22 protein-coding genes and 2 pseudogenes are annotated in these 26,001 nt (G+C 68.5%); 12 read left to right on the top strand and 12 right to left on the bottom strand.

Going from position 1 to position 26,001, the window contains the following annotated elements:
* Positions 1-80 precede the first annotated feature (80 nt).
* The 3 genes and pseudogenes from AB5J51_RS39435 to AB5J51_RS39425 all read right to left on the bottom strand — a co-directional run.
* Positions 81-508, bottom strand: a pseudogene (locus AB5J51_RS39435) (HNH endonuclease); the annotation flags it as partial.
* A 112-nt stretch (positions 509-620) separates the two neighbouring features.
* A complete protein-coding gene (locus AB5J51_RS39430) occupies positions 621-1,541 on the bottom strand; it encodes an ATP-dependent DNA ligase (protein ID WP_369780044.1) in 921 nt (306 codons plus the stop codon).
* Positions 1,542-1,591: 50 nt separating this feature from the next.
* The gene (locus tag AB5J51_RS39425; RefSeq protein ID WP_369780043.1) at positions 1,592-2,542 is read right to left on the bottom strand and encodes an alpha/beta fold hydrolase; all 951 of its coding nucleotides are present in this window, start codon (positions 2,540-2,542) and stop codon (positions 1,592-1,594) included.
* 142 nt (positions 2,543-2,684) lie between these two features.
* Here AB5J51_RS39425 and AB5J51_RS39420 point away from each other — a divergent pair, with 142 nt between their 5' ends.
* From AB5J51_RS39420 to AB5J51_RS39410, 3 genes are all read left to right on the top strand, one after another.
* Positions 2,685-3,341, top strand: a complete 657-nt coding sequence (locus AB5J51_RS39420; protein WP_369780042.1) for a TetR/AcrR family transcriptional regulator — start codon at positions 2,685-2,687, stop codon at positions 3,339-3,341.
* 115 nt (positions 3,342-3,456) lie between these two features.
* Positions 3,457-4,269 carry an IS5 family transposase gene (locus AB5J51_RS39415; RefSeq protein ID WP_369780041.1) on the top strand — a complete coding sequence of 271 codons (813 nt, stop codon included), beginning with the start codon at positions 3,457-3,459 and terminating at the stop codon, positions 4,267-4,269.
* The gene (locus AB5J51_RS39410) at positions 4,220-4,609 is read left to right on the top strand and encodes a hypothetical protein (RefSeq protein WP_369780040.1); all 390 of its coding nucleotides are present in this window, start codon (positions 4,220-4,222) and stop codon (positions 4,607-4,609) included. Before AB5J51_RS39415 ends, AB5J51_RS39410 begins: the two co-directional genes overlap by 50 nt.
* Before the next feature lie 35 nt (positions 4,610-4,644).
* On the opposite strand, the gene AB5J51_RS39405 is transcribed toward AB5J51_RS39410, so the two are convergent.
* Complete coding sequence (locus tag AB5J51_RS39405) at positions 4,645-5,196, bottom strand: hypothetical protein (RefSeq protein WP_369780039.1); 552 nt, start codon at positions 5,194-5,196, stop codon at positions 4,645-4,647.
* A gap of 349 nt (positions 5,197-5,545) precedes the next feature.
* A complete protein-coding gene (locus AB5J51_RS39400) occupies positions 5,546-6,439 on the bottom strand; it encodes a DUF1206 domain-containing protein (protein ID WP_369780038.1) in 894 nt (297 codons plus the stop codon).
* A 781-nt stretch (positions 6,440-7,220) separates the two neighbouring features.
* Here AB5J51_RS39400 and AB5J51_RS39395 point away from each other — a divergent pair.
* Positions 7,221-8,114, top strand: coding sequence for an IS982 family transposase (locus AB5J51_RS39395; RefSeq protein ID WP_369780037.1), 894 nt, complete (start codon positions 7,221-7,223; stop codon positions 8,112-8,114).
* A 217-nt stretch (positions 8,115-8,331) separates the two neighbouring features.
* Here the strand turns inward: AB5J51_RS39395 and AB5J51_RS39390 are convergent, their stop codons facing one another.
* Positions 8,332-8,835 (bottom strand): TetR/AcrR family transcriptional regulator, encoded by a 504-nt coding sequence (locus AB5J51_RS39390; protein WP_369780036.1) that lies wholly within the window; start codon positions 8,833-8,835, stop codon positions 8,332-8,334.
* A gap of 457 nt (positions 8,836-9,292) precedes the next feature.
* Here AB5J51_RS39390 and AB5J51_RS39385 point away from each other — a divergent pair, with 457 nt between their 5' ends.
* Positions 9,293-9,859, top strand: a complete 567-nt coding sequence (locus AB5J51_RS39385) for a hypothetical protein (RefSeq protein ID WP_369780035.1) — start codon at positions 9,293-9,295, stop codon at positions 9,857-9,859.
* Between the two features lie 227 nt (positions 9,860-10,086).
* Here the strand turns inward: AB5J51_RS39385 and gcvH are convergent, their stop codons facing one another.
* A complete protein-coding gene (gcvH, locus tag AB5J51_RS39380; protein ID WP_369780034.1) occupies positions 10,087-10,467 on the bottom strand; it encodes a glycine cleavage system protein GcvH in 381 nt (126 codons plus the stop codon).
* Between the two features lie 328 nt (positions 10,468-10,795).
* Positions 10,796-11,604, bottom strand: a protein-coding gene (locus tag AB5J51_RS39375; protein ID WP_369780033.1) for an IS5 family transposase whose coding sequence is annotated in 2 segments (ribosomal slippage) — positions 10,796-11,247 and positions 11,247-11,604 — 810 coding nt in all. Because the reading frame shifts where the segments join, the coding sequence is not laid out codon by codon here.
* Between the two features lie 448 nt (positions 11,605-12,052).
* Here AB5J51_RS39375 and AB5J51_RS39370 point away from each other — a divergent pair.
* Positions 12,053-12,394 (top strand): hypothetical protein, encoded by a 342-nt coding sequence (locus AB5J51_RS39370; RefSeq protein WP_369780032.1) that lies wholly within the window; start codon positions 12,053-12,055, stop codon positions 12,392-12,394.
* 31 nt (positions 12,395-12,425) lie between these two features.
* On the opposite strand, the pseudogene AB5J51_RS39365 reads toward AB5J51_RS39370, so the two are convergent.
* The 3 genes and pseudogenes from AB5J51_RS39365 to AB5J51_RS39355 all read right to left on the bottom strand — a co-directional run.
* A pseudogene (locus AB5J51_RS39365) lies at positions 12,426-12,783 on the bottom strand (Tn3 family transposase); the annotation flags it as partial.
* Positions 12,784-12,921: 138 nt separating this feature from the next.
* Positions 12,922-13,365 (bottom strand): hypothetical protein, encoded by a 444-nt coding sequence (locus AB5J51_RS39360; RefSeq protein ID WP_369780031.1) that lies wholly within the window; start codon positions 13,363-13,365, stop codon positions 12,922-12,924.
* 566 nt (positions 13,366-13,931) lie between these two features.
* Complete coding sequence (locus AB5J51_RS39355; RefSeq protein ID WP_369780030.1) at positions 13,932-14,414, bottom strand: hypothetical protein; 483 nt, start codon at positions 14,412-14,414, stop codon at positions 13,932-13,934.
* A 122-nt stretch (positions 14,415-14,536) separates the two neighbouring features.
* Here AB5J51_RS39355 and AB5J51_RS39350 point away from each other — a divergent pair, with 122 nt between their 5' ends.
* The 6 genes from AB5J51_RS39350 to AB5J51_RS39325 all read left to right on the top strand — a co-directional run bounded on the left by AB5J51_RS39350 (position 14,537) and on the right by AB5J51_RS39325 (position 23,997).
* A complete protein-coding gene (locus tag AB5J51_RS39350; protein ID WP_369780029.1) occupies positions 14,537-15,766 on the top strand; it encodes a tyrosine-type recombinase/integrase in 1,230 nt (409 codons plus the stop codon).
* Positions 15,767-15,908: 142 nt separating this feature from the next.
* A complete protein-coding gene (locus AB5J51_RS39345; protein ID WP_369780028.1) occupies positions 15,909-16,661 on the top strand; it encodes a hypothetical protein in 753 nt (250 codons plus the stop codon).
* Between the two features lie 179 nt (positions 16,662-16,840).
* Entirely contained in the window at positions 16,841-17,152 is a 312-nt protein-coding gene (locus AB5J51_RS39340) for a hypothetical protein (RefSeq protein WP_369780027.1), read from the top strand.
* Between the two features lie 2,199 nt (positions 17,153-19,351).
* A complete protein-coding gene (locus AB5J51_RS39335) occupies positions 19,352-19,876 on the top strand; it encodes a DUF1206 domain-containing protein (RefSeq protein WP_369780026.1) in 525 nt (174 codons plus the stop codon).
* 210 nt (positions 19,877-20,086) lie between these two features.
* A complete protein-coding gene (locus tag AB5J51_RS39330) occupies positions 20,087-20,383 on the top strand; it encodes a hypothetical protein (protein WP_369780025.1) in 297 nt (98 codons plus the stop codon).
* Between the two features lie 743 nt (positions 20,384-21,126).
* Entirely contained in the window at positions 21,127-23,997 is a 2,871-nt protein-coding gene (locus AB5J51_RS39325; protein WP_369780024.1) for an AAA family ATPase, read from the top strand.
* Positions 23,998-24,019: 22 nt separating this feature from the next.
* On the opposite strand, the gene AB5J51_RS39320 is transcribed toward AB5J51_RS39325, so the two are convergent.
* On the bottom strand, positions 24,020-25,342 hold the full coding sequence (locus tag AB5J51_RS39320) for a hypothetical protein (RefSeq protein ID WP_369780023.1): 1,323 nt from the start codon (positions 25,340-25,342) through the stop codon (positions 24,020-24,022).
* Between the last annotated feature and the right edge of the window lie 659 nt (positions 25,343-26,001).

Genomic DNA, 26,001 nt, shown 5'->3' with positions numbered 1-26,001 from the left:
CCGCCCGCGCGCCAGGCATCCCCTCAGGCGAACCGGTTCGGGGACCTGGCAGACGGCCCTACCAGATGGCAAACACCGGAAGCCTCCCGCCGCTTCGCCGTCCACGAACTGGCGCCCGAATCCCACGCCTCGGCGAGGGGCACCATGTGGTCGATGTCCAGCTTGGACGCCTCGGTGACAGCGGTCTCGTCGTAGTACGACCACCACCCCCCCCAGACAGCGTGCGCCCGGGCCCGATCTCCGGGTACTCGACCGCCTCGGTCAGCAGGACCTCCGCCCTCGTGTTGCAGCCGTCCGCCGGGATGTCACCGGCGTTCCAGTGCTTGAAGCTGGTCCGCTGGTAGCCGGTCCGGTCCTCGACCGCGAGGGGAAGCGCGGAGACGGCTGCCCCCATCCGCAGGACCCGCAGTACGGCCGCCGGCGCGGGCTGTTCGGTGGCGTACGCCGCGGTGGGCGCGGACAGAGCGAAGGCTGCGGCCGTCACGACGGCCCGCATCATGATCATCATGACGCCGGTTCTACCGGCCCCGCCCCCGCGACGACAGGCCCCGGGCAGGCAGTTCACCCGCCCGGGGCGCCCGGTTCACCGGCGAAACGCCACTGCACGCCCTCCCGCAGGCTCAGCCCGCGGCCAACCCCGCCCCGAGCCGCGGGACGTCATCCGTGCTCGCGTCCAGGCGTAGCCGTTGGAAGCGCACCGGGTGGCGGAAGACGCCGCCGTGGTCGATCGCGCGGTCGGCGCTGATCTCCGCCACCAGCTCGGGGTGGACCAAGACCGCGTCCAGGGCCTCCCGCGACCCCCAGGACGCGGCGAACCGGACGCCGGTCCACGGGTGTCCGGGGCCGGCGGCGGCCAGGTGCTCGCCGACCTGCCGGGCGGCGTCCGGGCGCAGGGGTGCGATGCGGCCGACCGCGCGCAGTCGGCCCGTCTGGTCGTGGCGGCCGAGGTTCAGGAGCTGCGGGCGTGCCAGGGTTCCGGTGATGGCGCCGATGACCGCTTCGGTGGTGTCCCGTCTTCTGATCTTGGTCCACCCTCTGTATGCGGGGAGGTAGCGGCTGGTCAGGGGCTTGACCACGATGCCCTCGACACCGAAGACGTCAGTCCAGGTCTGTAGCCATTCCCGGGCCTTGGCCAGGTCTGTGGTCATCGGGCACAGCGTCCAGGGGGCCGTCAGGGCGTGGTCGGTGAACAGCTGCTCCAGGAGAGCGCGCCGCTCCTTGTACGGGCTCGTCAGCAGCTCCTGGCCGTCGAGCTGCAGGACGTCGAACGCGACGAAGTAGGCCGGCCACCGGGCGGCCAGGCTTGCGGCGCCGCGGGCCCGGGTGGCGGCCCGGCGCTGCAACGCCTCGAACGACAACCGGCCTGCCTCCACGTCCCAGACGACCAGTTCGCCATCGAGGACCAGGCCGTGCGGCAGCTGCTGCTCGGCGGCCGCAACGAGATCGGGGAACCGGTCCTGGACCAGCGAACCGCGCCGGGTCTGCACCAGCACCCCGCCCGCCCGGGCCGGCCGCGGTAAACAGCAGCGCCCGGTGTCCATGCAGCTTCGGTTATGCCCTGTTGGACAGTCCGTGTCTGCGGCCCTCGCGGCTAAGCGTCCGTGGCGCCCCGTGCCGCCGCCGGATCGAGAGAGTCGATGTCCTCCATGAAGCTCAGCATCCGGGCGTTGACCAGGTCGGGGTGGTCGATCTGCGGGCCGTGGCCGGTGGCTGCGACGATCTCGGCGCGGGCGCCGGGGATCAGGCGCGGTACGCGTTCCAGCTGCCGCTTGGGGTGTACGAGCAGGCTGCGCTTGCCCATGATCAGGTAGAACGGCGTCCGGATGGAGCCCAGTTCCGCGTCCGACAGCGGCAGTGGCGCGGGGCGGCGGATCTTGAAGGCCTTCACGCCAGCCTGGATCCACGTACGCAGCTCGGGAACGATGATCACCGGCTGTTCCAGCCACTTGGCGAGGCGGGGGCGCCACGCCTTGGGGGCGTATGTGGCGAAGAGGCTGGCGAAGATCCACACGAAGAAGCGCAGGCCGACCTTCTCCAGACCGCCCGGGTCGAGGGCGGTGACCGAGGCGAGCCGCCCGGGCCGAAGGTGGGCCTGGTTGATGACCAGCCAGCCACCGTATGAGGAACCGACCAGGTGGACCTTGTCGAGGCCCAGCGCATCGAGGGCCTCGTCCATCCACTGCGCCGCGCGCTCGGGCTGCCACATCGGTTCGCGTTGGACGCTCCGGCCGGGGTCGCCGGGCGTGTCGAGAGCGTAAACGGGGCGCTCGGCGCTGAGGGCAAGGGTGTTGGGATACCACTGGGCGGAGCAGCCTCCCGAACCGTGTATGAGGACCACGGGTGTGCGTGAGTCGGCTGCCGGGTCGGCGGGGCCGTAGCGGTAGACGTGGGTGGTGCCGAAGCTCGTCTCGACGTCCGTCTCGGAGCGAGCGGGCGCTCCCTTCGCGTAGAGGACGTCGCAGGTGGCGAAGTACCGGTCGCGCAGTTCGTCGCTCACGTAGTGGCCGATGTCGCGGCGTACTCGGGTCGTGTTCTCGGGCACGGGGCACCTCCAGGAAGATCGGTCCTTCGTGATACGAACGTACCATATTGTTGATACGGCGGTACCATGAAGATGTTCGGACCGAGCCGGACTGTGAGCCCCTGAAGCACCCACCCCACCCCCATGGCCGGAGACAGCACTGATGCCAAAGCGCGTGGACCACGAGGAACGGCGCACGCAGATCGCCGAAGCGCTCATCCAAGTCGCGGGGCGGCGAGGGCTGCACGCCGTCGGCATGCGCGACGTGGCCGCCGAGGCCGGTGTATCCCTCCGGCTCGTGCAGTACTACTTCGAGACCAAAGAGAAGCTGCTCTTCTATGGACTCCAGCACCTGACCGACCGCTTCACTGCCCGCGTGGGCGCCCGACTGGCCGCCGCCGGCCCGGACCCGGGCCCGCGCGTGACGATCGAGGCGCTGTTGCTGGCATCCCTGCCGACCGACCAGGAGAGCCGGACCTTCCACCTCCTGTACAGCTCCTACTCGATCCTGTCCGTAACCGACGGAGCACTCGCCGCCCAGCCCTTCATCGACAACCCCGACGCGGCCGAGAACGCCCTCGCCGGCCTGATCGAAGGAGCCCAAGTGGCAGGCCTGGCCGATCCCGGCACCGACGCACGCACCGAGGCGATCAGCCTGCTCGCCATGACCGCGACCATGGGCACCAGCATCCTCGTCGCCCAACGAACACCGGAGTCAGCCATCGCCGTACTCCGCCACCACCTCGACCGCATCTTCACCGCCGGCGGCCACACCACCCCGGACGCCAGACAACGGACAGACGCCAATACCTGTACATAGCTTCTGCTCAAAGGCCACCTCGGCCGAAAGCGGGCGCGCAGGCGGGATCGCCTGGGCGGCCTGGGCCAGCACCGGCTCCACCGGGGGCGCAGCGTCAACCGGGCCTCCGTTTCGGGTGTGTTACCTCTCCCAGCCTGCACCATCATGGGCTCCATGGGAGAACGCGATCCTGTACCAAGCCCGCACCGGCGTGCAGTGGCGATACCTGCCGCACGATCTCCCGCCGCCCAGTGCGGTCTACTACTACTTCGGTAAGTGGCGTGATGACGGCACCGACCAGACCATCCACGACCTGCTGCGCTGGCAGGTCCGCGAGAGCCGGGGCCAGCATGAGGACCCCACCGCGGTCGTGCTGGACACCCAGACCGTCCGTGCCTCGGTCAACGCACCCAAAGACACGACCGGCCTGGATCCCGGGAAGAAGAGCCCCGGCCGGAAACGGGGCATCGCCACCGACGCGCTCGGCCTGCTGATCGCGGTGCTCGTGGTCGCCGCAAACGTCCACGACAACGCGATCGGCACCGCCCTGCTCGACAAGACCGCCACCGGGGCGCCCACCGTGACCAAGGCATGGGGGGACGCCGGTTTCAAGAACACCGTCATCGAGCACGGCGCCAAACTCGGCATCTACGTCGAGGTCGTTCAGCGGGATCCGCAGGTCAAGGGGTTCGTGCCGGCGCCAAAGTGGTGGGTGGTCGAGCAGACCCTGGGCACCTTGATGCTCCACCGGCGCCTGGGCCGCGACTACGAGACTCTCCCGGCCAGTTCGGCCTCGATGATCTACTGGTCGATGACCGACATCATGACCCGCCGACTCACCGGCACGGCCACACTGACCTGGCGCGATCCGACAAGACCGGGAACGAGCGGGAGTGCGCATGCGCGAGCTGCTGGAGAAGATCGAGGCCCGGCAAACCGCGGCCCGTGACGAGGCCGGCCGGCTCCACGAACAGATCGCCCACCTCACCGACCAGTTGGCCAGGGCAGAGCGGGTCCTCGAGCGCCTTCAGATCACCCGCGAAACGCTGCTGGAGCTCGCCGGCGAGGACGACCGAACCTCCGGCCCTCTCCCATCGGCCTACCGCCAGATCCTCACCCTGTTCGAGAACGCCGACGACGGTCTGCATGCCAGGGACGTCTGCCGGGCGCTCGACCTCGGAGCCGAACCCCGCCACACCGAAGGCACCCGCGCCAAGCTGAAGCGCCTGGTCAGCCGCGGCGTCCTCATCGAGCCCGAGCCGGGCCTGTTCGCGATGCCGCACCAGTGATGGAGTGCGTGACGGGGGGCTGGGAGGCGCGCTACTCAGCAGATCGTGTGTTCACCGATGATCTCGGCGCCCACCTGCGCAGCAACCCACACGGCGCGCTCCTCCTCGCCGACATGGACGAAGAGCGTGTGGTCTTCCGTCCATGGGCTGTCGAGGTCAGTGCCGTTGTGGTGCAGGCTCACCTGAAGGCGGGCGTACTTCCAGGTCCACTTCAGCCCGAGGTCCGGTACCTCCGGCCAGCAGAAGGCGTCCCAGTACACCTCGAGCCGATCATGGACGCCGAGTGCGGCGAGGGCCGCGCTTCTTGCACGGTCTACGCCGGGGAGCTCCATGAAGAGCAGGCAGGGCCCGAACGGGAGAGGGCCGTCTCCCGGGGTCGCCGCGTCCTCCCGAGCCGCTTCGCCGACCTCGGCTTCAGGCACAGCCCCCAGCAGTCGCCTGACCTCTGCCCGGCTCGACACCTCAGCCCAGACCTCGGTGCCACCCCGTGAATCCGGCACCGACAGTGCCAGAATCCGGTCGGCGAGCGAGAAGATCGCATCAAGGTCGGTCGTCCTCAGCAGCGGAAACGCCGCGGTCTGTCCCATGGGCACCAGTACTACCGCTCTGCCCGCCCCTTGGCCACCAGTTAACCCGGTCACCCAACCGCACCGCTCTGATCGCGCGAATCCGTAGAGGGGAGCTATGACCGAGCGCCCAACGAAAGGCCCGCCAAAGGCTCGCAAAACGCCCACTCAGAGATCTGACGACAGTTGAATAGGCGAGCTCACCAGCACCGAGGCTGGTACAGCGGGACCTCCCTGACGCTGCCCTGCCGCCCTACTACCACCCGCACTCACCGGACCGGCTCCTGCCGCAGGTGGCCGCGATGACCCGGAACGCCCGGCTCGCACGGGGTGGCGGCAGCGTACGGGCAGGGGCGGCGCGACAGGACGGTCAGCCGGCATCGCGTCTGATCGGCTGCTCTGCCGAGGCCTCGTGGTCAGCAGCAATACGCCAGCGGGCCTCGCAGAACGAGTAGAGGCCGAACAGCAGAAGGCCCACCGCCGCTGCGATCAGCAGCACGGGACCTGCGGGCGTGTCGGCGAACGATCGCAGCGTCTCGTCCAGGCCTTTGGCCTCGCCGGCGTCGAAGCGCACCGCGGCCAGGAGAAGGAACAGACCGGTCGCCACAGCGACCACTCCGCATGCCACCCCGCCGATGATTCCCAGCGCCGCGACGATGCGCCGCGTCGTCTGGCTCATACGTTCCGTGCGGAGGTTCTTCTCGAACTTCCGCATCAGGCTGCGTACCACGATCACCACGCCCACGATGGCCAGCACGGCCCCGAACACGCCAACGAGTACCCGGCCGTAGGGCCATTCCAGCACTCGCGCGGTGTAGTCCTTCGACGACTCGTCACCACCCCGGGTCCCGCCGGACCCGCCGGCCAGCGCGGTCTGCACCACGCCGATACAAACCACGAGGTAGAAGACGGCCAGGCCCAAAGAACCCAGGCGCCGGGTCCACTTGTCACCACCTTCCGTCGCCTGCCCGAAGGCGGCCTCGGAAAGGCGCCACAACGCCATCGCCGCCAGCCCCACCACCAACGCCCACAGCAGCACCTGACCGTAGGGCTGCTCGGCAATCGTCCGCACAGCACCAGACCGGTCGGCCTCCTTGCCGCCCCCTTCACCGCCGAAACCGATCCGCACGGCGAGGAGACCGACAAGAACGTAGATCACTCCCCGCGCGCAGAGCCCGACCCTGGATGCGACCTCCATGGCCCGGCTGTCGGCCACACGCTGCCCCGGCGTCTTGGCCTGGGCGGCATCCTTCTCGGTCGCCATACCCGACACCTCCCCGTGCGCGGACTCGATGGCACCCGGTCACAGCTGCTATCCCCACCATGGCACCAGGCAGCGCACCCGACCAGCGCAGTCCGTCGCTTCCAGAGAGGTGGAAGGTCATGGCATCCGGGTGAACGCTGCTCGGGCAATGCACGCGGCTGTACTCGCGCGCCGTGACACTCGCTGACAGGGCCCCGTTGATCATCACTGCGCGGCGAAGGCATCTTCCCGGGGCCTGGCCGCGGCGATCCTGTGGCTGGCAGTCAGTGTCCCGAGCCGGAGGTAGACCGCCCGTGGCGGTAAACGGAAACCCGACCGCCAGACGATCCCGCGCCGCTGAGGAGCTGCTGGGCGCCGCATCGCTGGCCGACCGGGCGTGATCGCCGCCGCACCGGCCGCAGGTCACAGCGTCGCGTACAGCCGCTCGCGGAGGTAGAGCAGGGCGGCGGAGTCCGCGACGGCGGCCAGGTCAGCCAATGCGGACGGCCGCGTCGTCGCCAGCGCGGACCGCCTGAAGGATCTGCTCGACCGTCTTGCGTACGGACGGATCGATGCCTGCCGAACGGCCGGGGTCGGGGCCACGGCCGGCCGGTCCGGCAGCCTCGCCCGGCCCGGCGCCCACCGGGGGGTTTGGCACTGGCGTCAGTCATCGCCTAACCGATCGCCCCCGTCGCGAGTCACTGCCCACCCGACGGGCCGGCGAACCGGCACGCTCGCGTGCTCTAGACGAGTAAGTCCGAAGTCTTCGAGCGCATGAAGCGAGGGTCTCGTTGGTTCGCTTGTGACGACAAACCTCGAAACCCTCGCGACAGCACTGTACGTGAGGATCGATGACTCTCTGGCAGGCACGCGGCGGCCGGGCCGTCCTCCGAGGCTGACGGATGCCGAGCTGTTGACGCTTGCGGTGATGCAGGCCGTGCTCGGCTTCGTCTCCGAGGCCAGGTGGCTGCGTTTCGCTCGCTGCCATCTGGCCGCCGAGTTCCCCTACCTGCCCGGGCAGTCCGGCTACAACAAGCGCCTGCGGGCCGCGAACAGACTGATCGGCCGGTTCATCCGAACCCTGGCCCGGGACACCGATCTGTGGCACGACGACGTGTGGATCGTGGACTCCACCCCGGTGGAGTGCGCCCGGTCCCGGCCCACCGTCAAGCGGTCCGACCTGGCCGGCTGGGCCGCCTACTCCTACTGCCCCTCGCACTCGCGGTTCTTCTGGGGTCTTCGCCTGCACCTGCTCTGCACCCCCGGCGGACTCCCGGTCGCCTGGGCCCTGGCCAACCCGAAAACGGACGAGCGGGAAGTCCTGGCCGCCATGCTCACCCAGGACGCCGATCTGCTGGCCACACACCCCGGGCAGACCGTCATCGGCGACAAGGGCTACGTCTCCAAGCACCTCGACGCCTTCATGACCGACCACGGCCTGACCCTGCTCCGGCCCAGCTACCGCAACCGCACACCCCGGCCCGGCGAGCACCTGCTCAAGCCGGTCCGCCAGCTGATCGAGTCGGTCAACGACACCCTCAAGGGCCAGCTCGACCTCGAACGCCACGGAGCCAGGACCCCAGCCGGAGTCCTGGCCCGCGTCGGGCAACGGATCCTGGCCCTGACCGCGGCGATCTGGCACAACCGGGCCAACGGAACACCGTTAACCAGGTCACTCATCGCCTACGACCACTGACCAGCACTTCGGACTTACTCGTCTAGCCCCCCAGCCCGGAGAGCGTGGTATCAGATTGCCCGCCGGTGAGAAGGAGCCTCGGGACGCGGAGGTGGGGACGTGCACGGCGCCGGCGCCGTACGCGCCGGTGACGAAGGGCGTACACGGTGCGGCACGTCGACCTGCCGTTGTTCCCCAGGCAGGGCTGAGCTGCTGAGCCGTCAGGCGTACGCGGAGATCAGGCGGGCGAGGTGGCGGCCGGCGACCAGGACGGGGTTTGGCTCTGGCTGACCTGGGCGGCCATTTCCGCGCCTTCCAGGGTGCTGATGACGGTGAGGGCCAGGTCGCGGCCGTTGTCTTTGGAGTGGCCGTGTGCGAGCAGCTTCTGCTGGACCAGCAGGCGCCAGTTCGCGAAGGCCGCCGCGCAGGCGGTCTGGAGGTCGGGCATGCGGCCCACCGACTCCAGGGCCGTGGCCGTAACCGGGCAGCCGTCGAGCCAGGTGGAGTCCCGTAGGGCTTCCGCGAGGAGGACGGCCACGGCTTCGACTGCCTCGGCGGGATCGGTGCGTGAGTCGAGGCCGCGTGCGAGGAGGGCGGCGAACTCCTGGTCGCCGAAGGCGATGGCGGCGACCGCGAGCTCCTGCTTGCCGCCGGGGAAGAAGTGGTAGAGCGAGCCGAGGGTGGCTTCTGCCTCCTTGACCAGCTGCTTCACCGGGGTGCTCTCGTACCCGCCGTGCTGCATGAGGCGGGACGCGGTGCGGACCAGGCGGTCGCGGGTGCCGGGGCGGCGGGGGTGGTCGCGGGCGTCATGGGTGCGATCTCTCGGTTTTGTGTCAGTGCGCCACCTGCACGGATACCACCCCATGACAGTGGAATCGCCGAGAACTCTCACATCCATGACAGTGAGACCTGCCCCGAAAACAGACTCCGACCAGCACCAACGCACAAGCCCTCGCCGTCTCTCACACCACTGTCACGAAACCGAGAGATCGCATCTGGGGTTGTGAACCTAATCTCGCAGGTCAGCCCAGGAGCAGACGTTCTGTCACATGAGGCACGTTCAGTGGATATACGCCGACAGTGTGATCTGTTTCAGTCAGCTTGACCCGTTTGATGCCGTTCCCTCCCCGCTGCTGGATAGCCTCCTGAACGGTGTGCGGGCCAACCATGAGCCTGCGCAGGAGGACAAGGGGACAGCTATGGCCAATGAGCTGAAGTACGGGGACGCGGTCACCCTGCAGAACGGCTTCGCGAGCTGGACGGGCGGCTACCTGGAGGTCAACGGGCCCGGGCCGTCCAGTCCTGGCTACGAGGTGGACACGGCCTCGACCGCCACATGCGAGGGCCTCAGCGGCACCTGGAAGATCGCCTCTGCGAGCGGTAAGGCCGACGGGGCAACGGTGACCTCGGGAGACCTCGTCTTCCTGGTGAGCCAGTACAACAACAGCACCCCGTCCTACCTCGACGTGAGCGGGGGCGCGGGCTACAACTCCGGCAAGTACAGCGTCTCCGCGTCGGGGAAGCAGAACCGCGAGGGCTACAGCGGCGAGTGGTTCCTGTTCGCCGAGACCTCCTCGACCCAGGACGGCGCGATCCGCACCGGGGACGTGGTGCACATCCTGAGCAACTACGGCACGGCCAACGGGGGCTGGCTGGAAATCATGGGCGGCGCGCCCGCGCCTGCCACCGGGCTGCACGGTGTCTACACCAACGCCTACGCCAACCGCGACAACGGCTCCGGGTCCTGGCGCTTCGCCCGGGCGTAGCCCGCCCGCCGCACGCTTATAGGCGTCCCGCTTCCCGTCCGTGGGAGCGGGACGCCCGCGTCTACGAGGGGGGCCGGTTTCCGCCAGGGCGGGTACGGGCCGCGGCGCCGTCGAATTCCGCTGACGGGCCGAACCTGACCGTGGGAGGGCTGATAAGCAGCCGGGGACCGATCTCATCGAACTTTGTGTGCGGCACCGGGAGGCCGGCGCCGCACAGGGAGCCAGCGTCAGCCGATCAGCCGCGCGTAGGCGGCGGCGTCGATGAGCTTGTGGGTCGAGGCTCCGGATGCCAGCTTGATCTTGAAGATCCAGCACGCATACGCGTCGCTGTTCACGGCCTCGGGGGTGTCCGCGACCGCCCCGTTGACCTCGACGATCTCGCCGCTGACCGGGCTGTAGTAGTCAGAGGCGGTCTTGACCGACTCCACGACGCCGATAGCGTCCCCGCTGTACACGTTCTTGCCTACCTCGGGCAGCTCCAGGAAAACGATGTCGCCCAGCGCTTCCTGCGCCCAGTCGGTGATGCCGACCGTCAACGTGCCGTCGGCCTCCGTTCGAATCCACTCGTGCTCATCGGTGTACTTGAGGTCAGCAGGCACATTCGACATGCCGGTATTCATCCGAACGTTGACGCACCGTCGACCGTCCGATGCGGACGATCACCAGAGATAGCTTGCTACGCCAACCACCCGCCCCTGCGCTCTTGATGAACCTGTCGGAGAGACGACCGCAACCAGTTCACCTTCAAGCTCACCGCGGCCTAAGGGCTGTCCCGTAATCCCTGGCGGATCAGCGCACGGCGTCAGATGCGGTGCATCGCAAGGCGGAGGGGCGTCCGCATACTGGGCGTATGCGGACGTTCCGACAACGCAGCGAGGCGCCGTAGCTGTCGTCGTGCGCCCGCCGGGGATTACGGGACAGCCTTTAGACATCGTTTCATTTGGTGAGGCGGCGGTGGCAGATCAGGGCAGCGGCGATGCCAACAAAGGCGAGGAAGTGTTCGGCCTTGCGCTCGTATCGGCGGTGGAGCCGACGGCAGCCGGCGAGCCAGGACACGGTTCTCTCAACGACCCAGCGGTGTCGGCCGAGCCGCATTGAGGACTCGATCCCCTTGCGCGCGATGCGATGGCGGATGCCGCGTTTGCGTAGCCATCGACGCAGATGGGGATAGTCGTAACCCTTGTCGGCGTGCAACTTCGCCGGCCTTCGTCGCCGTGGGCCGCGGCGGGACCGGATGGGCGGGATCCCGCGCACGAGCGGTTCAAGGCCGAGACTGTCGTGCATGTTGGCGCTCGAGATCCCCAGCGAGATCGGCAGTCCATTCCGGTCGGTGATCAGGTGGATTTTCGATCCCGGCTTGCCGCGGTCGGTCGGATTCGGTCCTGTCAGTGGCCCCCTTTTGCAGCCCTGAGACTGACCGAGTCGATCGCGCACCGCGACCAGTCCAGATCGCCTCGAGCTCCGAGTTCGTCGAGGATCACTCGGTGGAGCCGAGCCCAGACACGGGCCCTGCTCCACTGGGCGAAGCGTCGGTAGACCGTCTGCCAGCTCGGGCCGAACACCGGCGGGAGCTGCCGCCACGTGCAGCCCGACGTCGCCACGAAGATGATTGCCGCCAGCGCCTCGCGGTCACCCGCCCGCCGTCGGCCCCCGCCCTGCGGGCGTATCACCTCAGTCGGCGGCACCACCCGCCGAAACAGGACCCACAACTCATCCGGCACCAGCCGCTCAACCAAGTCCGTCATGCACGGTTCAACGAACGATCACGCCATAAGAAACGACGTCTTAGTCGCTGATGGCGTCGCACAGACGACGAAGAGGCCGGAGCATCTCGCACCGGCCCCTTCATGCTGAAGCCGAGACGGCAGTATCCGGCTGTCGCAGCCATCCAGACGGCCGGCCACGCTCCCCTCACCTCGATCTCTGGATGCGGACCTGACTGATCTTGCTCGCCAAAGGCCGTTTGTGCGAGTCTCCGGACCCCGGATCTGTGATCGAGCCGTCGACATATCCGGCTGGGAACCTCGCCCGCGCACCATGCCGGAATCGAGCGAAGGAGTTGCGCCCATCTGACTGAATCGCCACATGATGAAACGATCCTGCCTTCGCGTGACGAATATCCGCATCGGGCTGCGGATAACGAACCTTCGCTAATCAGCTACCACGACAGACACCTGGTAGCTGTCCCCCGACGTGCAGAATGAGGTGCTCAAACTCCATGCCCACTGCCATCGGAAAAATCCGCTGCCCGATTCCCAGAAGGATCGAGGCCACGTTCGTCCTGAACGGAAAACGGTTTCTTTCCAAGCGTCAGTCAACCTTCCCCTGGAGAGTTTCACGAGTGACGTAACCCTTACCTACTCCTCAGAAGACGACCTGACCGGCAACCGCAGCTACGCAGGCACGGTGGGAAAACAGACCATCGAGCTCAGCTTCAACAACGGGCCCGCACTGACAGGACCGCTCGATGCTCCTGGTCTCGACCACGCGAACTCGGTGGTCGGCACGGGCAGCTGGCAGCACGCAGTGACCTGAAGGCTGTCTCGTGACCCTTGACTGACCGGGGCTACTCCTCCTCGTCACCGTCCTCGGGCGCGTCCGGGTCGCGGAAGGGACGCTGGCGGTGATGTTGAACAGGTAGCGGCCGAGGAAGTTGATGTGCCGGTCCTTGAGCATGGAGAGGCGGCCGACGTCCTCGTCCTTGATCTCGTGGCCCTCGGCGCGTAGCCGCGCGACGGCAGCGTCCAGGCAGCGGGTGTTCCACAGCACCGCGGCGTTGAGAGGACCAGGCTGAGAGCGGCGAGCTGGTCCTCCTGGCCCTCGCGGTACGCCTGGCGGATCTGGCCCCGGCCGCCGTGGCAGATCGCGCGGGCGAGCCGATGGCGGGATTCCTGCACGGTCAGCTGCCGGTTCATCAGGCGCCGGGAGGCCGGCGCCGCAGAGGGAGCCAGCGTCAGCTGATCAACCGCGCGTAGGCGGCGGCGTCGATGAGCCTGTCGGTGGAGGCTGCTCGACCCTGGGTGCCCGGGTCGGCTGCCGACCCGGGCACCCGGTTCACGCCTCTACTCCATGAACTCGAAGGTCCACGCCTGGCTTCGGTCGCTGACGTCGAGCGGCCTCAGGGCGATACGGGGCGGGAAGATCCGCAGCAGGCTGAGGTCCAGGGCCAGCTCCACGCCGTCGACGGGGCCTCCGGGGACGACGACGTGGAAGGTGTGCGGCTGGTCGCTCTGGTAGAGCGCCCACTCGCGGGGCTCGGGGTATCCGACGACCGGCTTGTTCGTCTCCGGCTCGCCATCGTAGGAGACATAGGTTTCGCTGCGGAGATTGCGGATCGTGCAGTTGCCGTTGCTGAGTTTCTCCAGCTGCCATTCCTGCTCGCCGGGGTTGCCGGTGGGCGGCAGCAGGACAACGGGTGTCTTGGGTTCCGATGCCCCGTCCAGCAGCGTGAGCAGTTGCTCACGAGGGCGGGTGATCGTGTAGGTGCCGTTCGGTACGGGTGCCATGGACGACTCCACTTCTGACACGCGGCGCCCGCGCGGGTCGCCGCTGATCTTTTGGGCCAGGCGAATCCCTTCCCTGCCAACGTGCGACAGAGGGTCGGAAAGGCTTGCACCACCCTTCAGGAGTACAGCGAATGCCTTCCCGACCGGAACCGGTCGATCACACGTGCCTCACCATGGACGGCAAGGGGCGCCGTCCCGGGCGCGGACAGGTGCTTGACGGGCAGCCCGAACGCGCCCGCGGACAGAGCGGCGAGCGCGTCGGCGTCCTCGTCGGTGGACCAGCCGGACAGGCGGTCCTCGTCTTCGGCCTCGTTGGCCAGGAGCAGGTGCGGGTCCTCGAGCCGGAACCGGCGCGTCCCGCCGCCTGCTCCGGCGACGACGGGTGGACGGTTGTGCAGCCGCGTGCGCGGCTGTGGGCAGAGACAGGGTCAGGGCGAAGGCGGCGGCCGCGACAGCAGCCGGTTCTTCCGGCCACGACACCCTCAGCAACAGGCCGTGCGGACCGGGTTCACCCGCCCGAGCACGCCGGTTCACCAGCGAAACGCCACTGCACACTCCCCTGTCCGTCACCCTGCGGCCGGGGACGGACCCTCGCCGAACCGGGGCACGTCCACGAGCCCGACGTCCAGGCGCAGCCGCTGGAACCGGAGCGGGTGCCGGAAGACGCCGCCGTGGTCGATGGCCCGGTCGGCCCTGACCTCGGCGACCAGAGCGGGGTGGACGAGGGTGGTGTCCAGGACGTCGCGGCTCCCCCACGTTGCGGAGAAGCGCACGCCCTCCCGCGGGCGCCCGGGCGCGGCCGCGGTGAGATGTTCGGCGACCTGCCGGGCGACGTCCGGGCGCAGCGGTACGGTGCGGCCGACCGCGCGCAGTCGGCCGTTCTGGTCGTGGCGGCCGAGGACGAGGAGCTGCGGGCGGGTCAGGGTGCCGGTGATCGCGCCGACGATCGTCTCCGTGGTGTCCCGCCTTCTGATCTTGGTCCAGCCGCGATATCCGGGCAGATAGCGGCTGTTCAGGGGCTTGACCAGGATTTCCTCCCCGCCCGACACGTCCGTCCAGGACTGAAGCCATTCCCGCGCCTTGGCCAGGTCCGTCGTCTGCGGGCAGAGCGTCCACGGAGCTGTCAGGGCGCGGCTGCTTCGGGAAACGCCGGCGCGAGATCTACCGGCGGATGGCCGACCGCACCCGGGTCCGCCAGCCGCTCCTGCCCGTCCTCGTCGAGCACGTCGAGTCCCGGCACGAGCACCTGAGCAGTCTCCTGGAAGCCGCCCGCCTCGTCCCGCTCGGGACGGCATTCGTCCACCGCGGCCGTCACTACACCCGCAGCGATTCCCCGGAAGACCGCCGCCGGATCAACACCGAGGCGGGCCCGACCATGCGGATCGTCGTCCAGGACACCGGCAAGACGATCTACCTGGACCAGGTCGAAGAACTTGCCTTCTGGGAGTGGGCCGCGGTCGAGATCCTCCGGCACAGCGGGATCCGAATCGAGGAGCTGACCGAGCTCACGCACCTCAGCGTCCGCCAGTATCAGCGGCCCAACGAAGAGGTCATCGCCCTCTTGGTGATTGCTCCCTCCAAGGGCGAACGGGAACGCGTCATCCCGATGTCTCCCGATCTCTTCCACGCCATCGCTCAGGTCGTCCGCCGCCAAACCCGAAACCGGCGGGCCATCCCACTCGTTAGCCGCTACGACCCACAGGAACGACTCTGGTCGGACCCCATGCCCTTCCTGTTCCAGCGCCAGCTCGGAACAGCCCACAACGTTCTTGCAGCACGCACCATCGCGGGCATGTTCAGGCGAAGCTGCAACGAGATCGCTCAGACGAATCCCGTATTCGCCGACACGAGGTTCACCCCGCACGACTTCCGCCGGCTCTTCGCCACCGACATCGTCAACGGCGGCCTGCCCATTCACATCGGCGCCGCCCTGCTCGGACACCTGCACCTGCAGACCACCCAGGGCTACGTCGCGGTCTTCGCCGAGGACATCGTGCAGCACTACCAGAAGTTCCTGAACCACCGGCGGAGCCAGCGGCCGGACGGCGAATACGTCGATGTCACGCCGGAGGAGTGGGCGGAGTTCGAGGAGCACTTCGACAAGCGCAAGGTTGAACTCGGGAACTGCGGCCGACCTTACGGCTCACCCTGCCAGCATGAACACGCCTGCATCCGATGCCCCATGCTGCGGGTTAACCCAAAGATGCTGCCCCGGCTCGCAGAGATCGAGAAGGACCTGGTCCTGCGTCGCAAACGCGCCGAGGAGGAGCAGTGGCTCGGCGAGATCGAAGGCATCGACATGACCCTGACCTTCGTCCGCACCAAACAGGCCGACGCCGCTCGAACCGCCCAACGGGCACCCGTCGCCCTGGGCATCCCGACCACCCGCCGGCCCGAGTGAGCCTGAAGCTCGTCGATCCGAACGCTCGATCTCTGCTGGCGCCTGATCGACGTGGCTGACCACAACCGCCCATGGCACCGAGACCGTCTCTCGGACCCAGGGCCGTCTACGGACTGTCACAGGCGGGTGAGACTCTGGCCCAGTGCTGATAAAGGGATTCGAGAACGCCCCGATTGTCGCGGGGGAGGAACTGCTGGCACTGCCAGGGTTCTGGGCGGCCTACCTGATGTGGCTGAGCCAGACGGAGGAGCACGACGCTTCTCTATATCCGTTCGGTGTCGACGGGGCTGATGCCGATGCGGCCTGCGATGCGCTCGGCGACGAAGATCACTGGCCTGTCTTCCGGATCCCGTTTGATGATGGCCACACCGCGCTGGTCCTCGGACGCAACTTTCCCGACGATCCGGAGACGGAGTACTTCATCACCCACCCCGAGTGGGGACGGCACGGCCACTTGGCCACCGTCAGCGGCCACCAGGCTGGCCCCGGCTTGTCGTGGCGAGAGCTCCACCACATCGCCCGCACGCCTGACCTCAACGCTCCGGGAGTCCACGCCGAATATGCGCGCCTGCTTCTCCTACTGCCTGCCCTCGGCGACCAGGATCTGCCCGAGGACGCCGCAGCCGTGGTCGGTGGCGCGCTGACGCAAGCGGGCGCACCCGCAGCGCTGGCCCCGCATCTCGCGGCAGCGCTCCTCGCCGACCACCCCTTGTGGGAGCCGGCTGAATGGACGCTTCCTACCACCTCTCCGCTCTCAGCCAGCCAAGAGCCCTTCCTCGGAATTCTGCACTGTGACGGATACATGAGTTCGCGGTGTGGGACCCGCCTCGCCCAGGGCATCACCCGAGAGCAGAGCAACCGCCTGGCCCACGCACTCGGCACCTGGCCCGCCTGAACGGCCCACCCCCACAGCCACGGGATGGGAGCAGCATCAGGCAGGCAGCCTCGGAACCTCCGATCTCCCGGGGAGGTTGACGCACGGTTGGCTACGACTGAGTACCTGATCCATATCCCCGTGATGCTCCTCTGCCGACGTGGACCGGGTCCATGTAGCGTCAGCGCCAGGGGGATGAGATGAACTTCGACGAGAACGAACCGCAGTCTGTTCGAGAGGAGCGCTTCGCCGCAGAACGGGCCGAACGCAGAGAGGCACGCAAGGCTGCGTCGCTCGACTCGCGGGGAGCCCACCTCGGCGTGGCCATCGTGACCCTCGCCCTGGTCCTCCTCAGCTGGAACGGGAAGCTGGTCGCTCTGGGCATCGTCGGCGGAGTCTTTCTGCTCTGGTTCTCCGCAGCCCTCGCATGGGCCTACGCCGACGGGGACCACGGCCGACACGCACTCCACCGCGCGTACAACGTCACTTTCGGATGGGGCGACGGGTTCTGAGTACCAAGGCCAAACCAGAGGGGGCGATTTGACTTTCGAGGTGTTGAGGTCCGCTCTGGTCGGGAATGGCTCCATCAGCGGGCCCGCGGCCCTGGCTGCTCTGCTGTCGGGCGCGCGGTGGGAGGTCCCTTCCAATACGGCCTCGGCCCGCTCGTTGTGGGCGATCTGGTGCGATCGGCTGGACATGTTGGTGGAGACGGGAGGATCTGATCCGGGTCTGCTAGAGAGCCTGGCTCAGGCCCTGGACGGGCTCCACGATGTAGGAGACGCACGGGTGTACATGGCCACGGTCATCGACCCACCGCGCCGGTTTCACGTCTACCTCTCAGAGGACCTCGCCCACTGTGTCGGGGCGTGGGAGGGCCGCGTGAACGAGCAGGCTCCCTGAACGGCGACCTGAACCGAGGTGGCCAGGTCTTCCTGAGATGCCGCTCAGATCGGCTCACCTTGACTAGTGCAGAGAAGTGGCACCCAGACCTGCCGCTACGGAGTCGGCGCCTCGCCCTTGTGCGCGGCCTGCAAGGCCGCACGGAAGGCGCAGTACGGGGGCTGAACATGTCCGAGCTCCCACGGACCTGCCGCGCCTGCGCACCGTCGTGACCTATCTGCGCGGTGAGCTCGGCCGTGCCGAACGCTCGCTGAACATTGCGGAGGAGCGCGAGGCGCTCGCCATGCGGCGCAGGCCGCTGCCCGAGCCGCCCGCGTGCGATCGGAGTGGGCCGGCTGCCGGTCCGCGTCCATGCAGGTGGCGCACGCCCCGTACTGCCGGGTGATCGTCACCGTGTACGAGATGAAGCGGCTCGGGCGTTTTACCGAACGGAAGGGCGTCCGGATGGCCCGTGGCCTGCAGAAAAGCATGACGTGGGCATCCGTGACGTCGCGTCCTCCACTCGAGCATTCGCTCTAGGAATCGATTTGGGAGGCGGCTGCGGTCCAGCTGATCTCGTGACGGTTGTCGGTGATTTCGCGGAACGCATGAACGGCGGCAGCAGCGTCAGGCCGTTCCTTGGGGCGCTTCGCGGTGGCCAGGAGGACGGACGTTACCGCCACCAATGACTTGAAGGCAGCATAGGGTTCGACTCCGGAAGATAGCCAGTTCCGAGGCCGTAGGCGGTGGCCCCCTCATCGCCGCGCCCACCCCCTTCGAGATCAGCACACCCGCCTAGCCCAGCACGGGCTAGATCAGGCCCATCCAGCTGGCCGTCCGACCACACGCCTACTCAGCAGCCGGCCCCAGCTATGCCCTGCTCAAGGGGTAGCTGGGGCCGGATCGGTTACGGCTCAAGGCTGGTCCGGGTGACTGTGTTCACGAGAACGGGCTCTGGCACAACTTCTGTGGTGCGGCGTGGTCGCCCGGCAGAGCGCGGTCGGTGGGAGAGGGAATCGCCAGGTAGGCGGTTTGGGCGACGTCGGGCGACCGGCCCACGTGACGCGACACCACAGAACTTGAGCCAGAACCCGTTCTCGTGTGCACAAAGCAGGCGGCGAACCAGCGGCTGTGGGACACCTCGTACGGGCTGCTGAACACCGGTCAGCGGGTAGTGCGGCATTCAGGTGACGGATGGGCTGTCTGAGCAGTGGATACCCCAAAATCCCCCCACCCGGAGGCGAGGGCGGCGCCGACGGGACGGACACGGACGGGAACGTGCAGCCGCTCGGCCGTCCGTGCCACCGACTCAAGACGTGCGAGGACTTCGGGGGCCGCTGGTGCCCGTTTTGAGGCTGCCGGGCTACCTCGGTGCGTCGGCGATAATTGGGGTCAACACGGTGCCAACGACGGGGAGGTTGTCCGCCAGAAAGCAGGTGACATTGCCGAGCGAACCGGTGATCGGGAGTCCATGGAGGGTCTTGCAGACGCTCAACCCCCCGATCCCCAGGGCGGTTGGATCCGCCACCCCCGGGAGCGGTGCGGCGCTGGCGGGTGCGGCCTGGGCCCCGAGGAGAGCGGCGGTCCCGAGGGCGAGGGCGGCAAGTGCCCGGCTGGTGGTGTTCATGCCCCGCCAACGATCTTCATCCCGCCGGAGTCACGCCCGGCTCACGGACATCGCCCTGCGAGCCCTGACCAGGCCTGTGCGGTGCCTGACCAACGACACCTTAGGGGGCCGCCCGGACTCGACGGCCTGATCCCCCGGCAGCCGCCTGTTTCATAGGTGGTCGCTTATAAAACAAAGCGGCAATCGTCGCTGCCAGGCGATCGGCGTGAGTCGAGTCGGCTCGGGGCTGCTGCCGCGCAGGGACCGCCGTTTCCATTGGAAACGGCGGCCGCCCCTCGTCGCCCTGAATGTGCGGGCCATCGCTACCAGCAAGGCCAGGGTGCTGAACTGGCCGGGCGGGCGGGTGCTCGTCGGCGTCGTGGGGGCCGTCTTGGTGATCGTGGGCGTGGTGATCGTCGTCCGCAGCCTGATGCGGAAGTTCGAGGACAACCTGCGGACCGAGGCGATGAGCGCGCCCACGCGACGGGTCGTCGCGTGGCTGGGCGTCATCGGCGGCGTCGCGTGCGGGGTGATCGCGGCAGTCGCGGGCCTGTTCATCGTGCTGGCCGCCGTCACATTCGACCCCAGCCAGGCCAAGGGACTCGACGCGACACTCCGCTCGTTCGCCGCCACCCCCGCTGGACCCGTGCTCCTGATCGCCGCGGCGGTGGGCCTGCTGCTGTTCGGCCTCTACTCGTTCTGCGAGGCCCGCTGGCGCAAAGCCCCGGAGCACGACGCCTCGGCCGAGTAACCCCTGACCCCCGGCCGCCGGGGAAGCCGAAATGCACGCTCAGCGGGCGAGTGTGACCATTTGATTACTACGGGTAGCGTGCTTGTGTGCGTCCATTCCGATGAAAGACGCAGGACAGATCATGGCCAAGCAGCCGAAGCGTCCCAGCCCCGCGACGGCGAGGGAATCAGCCGGCACGAGGGCGGCAAGCAGCACGGCTGGTCTCCCGACGTGGACGAAACCCGCCAGCAGGACAGCCCCAGCGCCCAGCGCTCCTTCCACCCGCAGAAGTACGCCCCCGCCAAGGGCCCCGGCAGAAGGGTCTCCAAGGAAGAGGCGGGCAACCCGCACGGCAAGCCCTCCAAAAGCATGGGAACCCGCGGCGAAGACCAAGAGAAGGGCACCGGCGAGAAGGGGATGCACGACAGCGCGCGCGGCCGCTCGCAGCGCCCCAGCGGAACCAAGGACGCTTCCGCCACCACTGGTGTGGATCCCCAAGACCCCCAAGGTATGCGAAGCGCGGGATAGGCATGACCGCCGGCAGTTCCCAACACTTTGGCGCGAGGTGCGGTGCCCGGCACTGCCGGCTGGTGGCCTGATGGCTCTGTCATCTGTGTGAGGCCGCACGGGTAGCAGCCGATCGCTCTCGCTGTGCCAACCGGTCTTGCGCAGCCTGTTACTGCTTGCATTCACCAAACCGGGGATCCCGGTGGATGCGGCGCGCCTGACGGGTCGCGGGGTCCCTGAACCGTACGGCTGGCTGCCTACAGGGTGCGGGTAACGGTGACTACGACAGTGACGCGGTCGGATATGCATTGCCGGGCCAGGTAGGCGGAGACGGCGTTTCGCACGTCGTCGCGTACCTGCCTGGCCACGTCGACGACGCGCTGGTCGGCGTGCAGGATGCAGCGGACCTCCACGTGCGGGTCCGGGACTTCGCCAGCGCCGCGTCCACCAGCTCCGGCGGAAACACCTCGGTCAGGTCCCCCAACCCGATCCGATCCACCAACCGAGGAACCATCGGACACCACCCCCTGGTATCCGTTGAACCGCCAAATCGCCCCTATGTCAACGGCATTTGGATAAACGACAAGCTCAGCTCCACCAGGAGCCCGTCCGCCCGGGCGCCTCCGTCACGGAAGTACAGGTCTTGCAGCCCTTCGGCGGCGAGCTGCTGCAACTCGGCCTGTGATCGGGTGGGCCGCCTGCCGAGGGCGCGTGAGCGTCGATACCATCGCCTGGTCCCGGACGGAAAGTGAGTCGACGCCAGCATGACTGACGAAGTGAGAGGGGAGCCCGTCGGCGGATTTCCCGGCCGGGCGCGAGAAGTCGCGATCCTGCGCGCGGTGCTGGCGGGCGAAGGTGGCACCTGGTGCGTCGCGGTCACCGGCGAACCGGGGATCGGCAAGAGTCGGCTGCTGACGGAGCTGGGGAAGCTCGCGGACACAGCAGGATGGACGGTCCGCAGCGCACGCGCGGCGGAGTTCGAGTCCCACATCCCGTTCGGTGTGTTCGTCAACGCGCTCGACGACCAGCTCGCCGAGCTGGGCCCGGAGCGTCTCGCCGCCCTCGGGCAACAGCAGCTCGCACTTCTCGCGACCGTGTTCCCGGCGATTCCCGCCGCCGGCCCCGCCGACCTGGTCGACGCGGAGCGGTACCGGCTGCACCGCGCAGTTCGGGCGTTGCTGGAGCTGGTCGCCGAGCCGTCCGGGCTGGTGCTCGTCTTCGACGATCTACACTGGGCGGACGAGGGTTCGGTCGAGCTGCTCGACCACCTTTTGCGCCACCCACCCCAGGCGCGGCTGGTCTTGGCATTGGCGGGCAGGCCCCGGCAGACGTCGCTGCGGCTGTGGCACGCGCTGTCCCGCGCCGCGACCGACGGAGGGGCCGAGCTGCTGGAACTCGCGCCGCTGAGCCAAGCCGATGCCGACCACGTCATGCCGGAAGGTCTGGGCCGTTCCCGGCGGGAAGAGCTTTACCAGGCCAGTGGCGGAAACCCGTTCTACCTGGAAGCACTGGTGCGGGCCGGTGAGCGGGGTATCGCCGTCGGTGATACGGCGCTCCACCCCGACGGGGCGATCCCGGTGGCGGTCCACGCGGTGCTCGCCGCCGAGTTGGCCGCGCTGACCCCGCAAGAGCGGGTCGTCGCGCACGCCGCCGCGGTCGTGGGTGACGACTTCGAGGCTGATTCGCTCGCCGAAACGGCAGCCATGGACGGCGGGTCCGTGCTCACCGCGCTCGACCGGCTCGCCGAGCGTGACCTGGTCCGGCTGGACGGCACGACCGGCCGGTTCCGGTACCGGCATCCGCTGGTGCGCAGCGTCGCCTACCAGGACGCCGGTCCTGGCTGGCGGCTTCAGGCACACGGCCGGGCCGCGTCGGCACTCCGGAGCCGGGGCGCGCCGCCGGCCGAGTTCGCCCGGCACGTGGAGCGATCCGCCGTGCGCGGTGACCTCGAGGCGGTCGCGGCGCTCACCGAGGCGGCCGAGGCGACGATGCACACCACGCCGGCTACCGCCGGGCACTTCCTGCGGGCGGCCATCCGGTTGCTCCCCGACTCGGAGTCGGCCACGCCGCAGCGCCTGATCCTGCTCGGCCGGCTGGCACACGCACTCGGCGCCACTGGCGACCTGCGGCAGGCCAGGGAAACCATGCACGAGGTGCTGCGGCTCCTGCCTGCCGAACTCACCCAGATCCGGGCACAGACAGCGCGGGCCTGTGCGACGGTGGAGCAGATCCTCGGGCGCTATACCGAGGCCAGGGCGATGCTGCACAGCGAGTGGAGACGCGTCGAAGGTGTTGACGCCCACTCGGCGGCCGTCCTGCTCGTCGCGCTCGTGGCCGGTGAAAGTGTCGAGCGCGAGCACGGACAGGACCGGGTGGCCGAGGCGATCGCCGCCGCGCGGCAAGTCGGGGATCCGATGCTGCTGGCGACGGCGTTGTCGGCCGCAACGCTCATCGACCGGCGGGCGGACCGGCTGGACGAGGCGGCCGCACTCCTGGATGCGCTGCCCGACAGCGACCTGGTCCGCGACATCGATGCGGCGTTCTGGCTGAGCTGGTCGGAGGTCTCCGCCGACCGGCTCATGTCTGCGAGCCGGCACATGAGTCGTGGCCTGCAACTGGCTCGCGCGAGCAGGCAGTCCCACAAGATCGCGCTGCTGACCGCGATCCGCGGCATGGTGCATGCCTACCTCGGCGAGCTGGCGGCGGCGACGACCTGCTTCGACGACAGCCTGGAGTCGGCGGAACTGACCGGCAGCGAGGAGCTGCGCGTCATGGCGTTGACCTTCGGGTGCTGGATCACCACCTGGCGCGGCGACCTGGCCGAGGCCATCCGCCTAGGCAAGGAGGCCATCGTTGTCGACGACCAGGCGACGGCCATGAGTTCCTGGCGCAGTGGCCAGGCCGAGGCGATGCTGGCGCAGGCGATGTTGCACTCGGGTGATCCGCACGCTTGCATCGAGCTGTTGCTCACCAGTGGCGGTGGGACCGAGCTGCCTTCGGTGGGCCTCCGCACCAGGCCATTGGTGTACCTGATGCTCACGGAGGCGGAGGTCGCGGCCGGCCGAGTTGCCGCGGCCGCAGCATGGGCCGACCGAGCGGAGGACGCAGCCGGCCAGCTCGAGCTTCCGCTGCGCACCGCCATGGCACAGCAGGCCCGCGCGATCGCCACGCTGCCAACGGATCCGGCGGCAGCCGCACCGCTCGCTGTCGCCGCTGCCAACACGTTCGGCCAGATCGGGGCGGCCGTGGAGGCCGGGCGGGCGCACTTGCTCGCCGCGTCGGCGTTCGGCAGCAGCGGGGCGATCGACCAGGCCCGTGCGCACCTCGTGTCCGCCCGCGCGTTGTTCACCCGGTGTGACGCGCAACTGTTCCTGCCTCAGGTCGCGCGCGAGGAGCGGCGCCTGAACGCGCGCGGCCCCCGGCCCGAAAGCGGCGTCGAGCGGTTCGACTTGACTGCCCGTGAGGTCGAGATCGTCAACCTGGCCTCGGACGGCCTGACCAACCGGGAAATCGGCCTCCGGCTGCATCTGAGTCCCAAGACCGTCGAAGTCCACCTGGGCCGGGCCTACGCGAAGGTCGGCGTCTCCGGTCGTGCTGCTCTGGCCGGTGTGTGGGCCGCCGCGACGCGTGATTGAGGACGCCGCGGCAGCCAACAACTCAGTTGCCGAGGCCGCGTACGTACAGGTTGAACTTCCGGCTGGTGCCGTCACCGCCCAGGTTCGTCGCGCTGGTCGTGAAAGCGACGTGGTGGCCGTCGGCCGAAATCGAGGGGCTGTAGCTGTACCCATCGCTCTGGGAGCCGTCATTGGCGACGCTGACCCTGGTCGTGGTGGCGGTCACCCGGTCTCGCACGTACACGTCCCAGCTTGAGTTGGAGTCGCCGGTCACCAGCTTGTCCTCGCCGGACACGAACGCGATGTAGCGGCCGTCGGCGGAGAGCGTGGTCCGCTCCTGGCCGGGGGTCCTGCCGTCGCTCAGGCCATCGGGACCGAGGTTCACCTGCGTCGTCGTCCGGGTGACCCGGTCGTACAGGAAGATGTCGGTGTCGTACGGACCACCGGTGTCGCCCGCCACCAGATTCGACGCCGTGGATTCGAACGCGACGAAGCGGCCGTCGGCCGAGATGCTCGCCGTGCGACTGGCGGAATTGCCTTCGTTGCCGTCGGGACCGACGCTGATCCGGTCGGTGTACCCGGTCAGCTGATCGTGCACGAACACGTCGTCCGCGCGGTTGGTGTCGGGGAACAGGGACAGTGTCTTCGCCCCGGAGGAGAAGGCGACGTAGCGCCCGTCTGCCGAAATCGACGGCAGTTGGCTGATGCCGTCGCCCTGGCGAACGTTCGAATCGACGCTGGCCCTGGTGGTCTCACCGGTCTGCCTGTCGCGCACGAAGACGTCGTGCATGTCGTTGGTGTCGCCGAACACCAGGTTCGACGCGGGTGAGTCGAACGCGACGAACCGGCCGTCGGCGGAGATCGACGGATGGGAACTCTCGCTGTCGCTCTCCTCGCCGTGGCTTCCGGCGCTGACCCTGGTCGTCTCACCGGTCTGCAGGTCGTGCACGAAGATGTCGCGGTAGCGGTTGGTGTCACCGGCCACGAGGTTCGTCGCGTAGGACTCGAACGCGACGTAGCGACCCTCGGCGGAGATCGACGGATTCCGGCTCACGTTGTTGGCCTGGTTGCCCGCTGAGTCGACGCTGACCCTGGTGATGGCGCCGGTCTGTCGGTCGCGCACGAACACGTCGTCCGCCCGGTTGGTGTCGCCAGCCACCAGATCCCTTGCCGGCGAAGAGAAAGCCACGTAGCGGCCGTCGGCGGAGATCGACGGCCCGCTGGCGGCGTTGCCGATCGGCGCCGTGCCGGCCGGCTTCGGTTCGACATCCGTGGCATGCGCGACGCCGCCCGTGAGCAGCGCCGCGACGATTCCCGGCGCGAGCACTGCGCGTCCGGTGTTGCGGATTACGGAGAGACGTCTCATGGGTGGTCCTTCTGTTCGGTTCGCCGCCACGGCAGCCAATTGCACTGATCAGCGTTCCGTGTCGGACCGGCCGAAGCATGAGGGAACCCCCTACACCTTCGGCGTCGCGTTCTGCGCGGCGCGCGTTTGGATCTTGCATGGCACATTTCAGCGTGCCGTGTCCGATCCGGCGTTTACAGTGAGCAACAGCCAGTGGATCGGGCCGGCGAGATCCATCTGCGGTTTCGCCGGCTCACCCCAGGCTTGGCGTTCGGAGCGCGGTGGGCGCATCGGCTGTGAACCGGCGGGACACCCCGAATGTCGCAGAGGCGCTTTACGCCGAACCGGCGCTGGTGATCTTCGGGCCAGGGTAGTTGCTGTTAATCGGGAGTAGTTGGCCAGGCTTGAAGAAGCCCCGGGCGATCCGGCCCATGCGCAACCGCTGAATGCTGCCTTGGCAGTACGAGCTGCGGTTGACGCCGACTTTCGCTCTGGTCTGCGGCAGTGGCATGAGCGGGCGTCCACGAGGCGGGTGGCGGCCGGGGTGAGTGCGGGCATCGGCCTGGCGAGGAAGGCGGACCAGTCCCGGTCCATGACGAACAGCGGCAGCCGTCCCGGTACGGCAAGGTGTTCGGAGACCGGCCGGGCGGCCCGCGTGGCGCGGACCAAGGCGAGGCGTT

The sequence above is a fragment of the Streptomyces sp. R33 genome, assembly GCF_041200175.1.
Taxonomy (GTDB): Bacteria; Actinomycetota; Actinomycetes; order Streptomycetales; family Streptomycetaceae; genus Streptomyces; species Streptomyces katrae_B.
The sequence above is the reverse complement of the archived record's forward strand: the minus strand, read 5'-3'. Positions and strand labels throughout refer to the sequence as shown.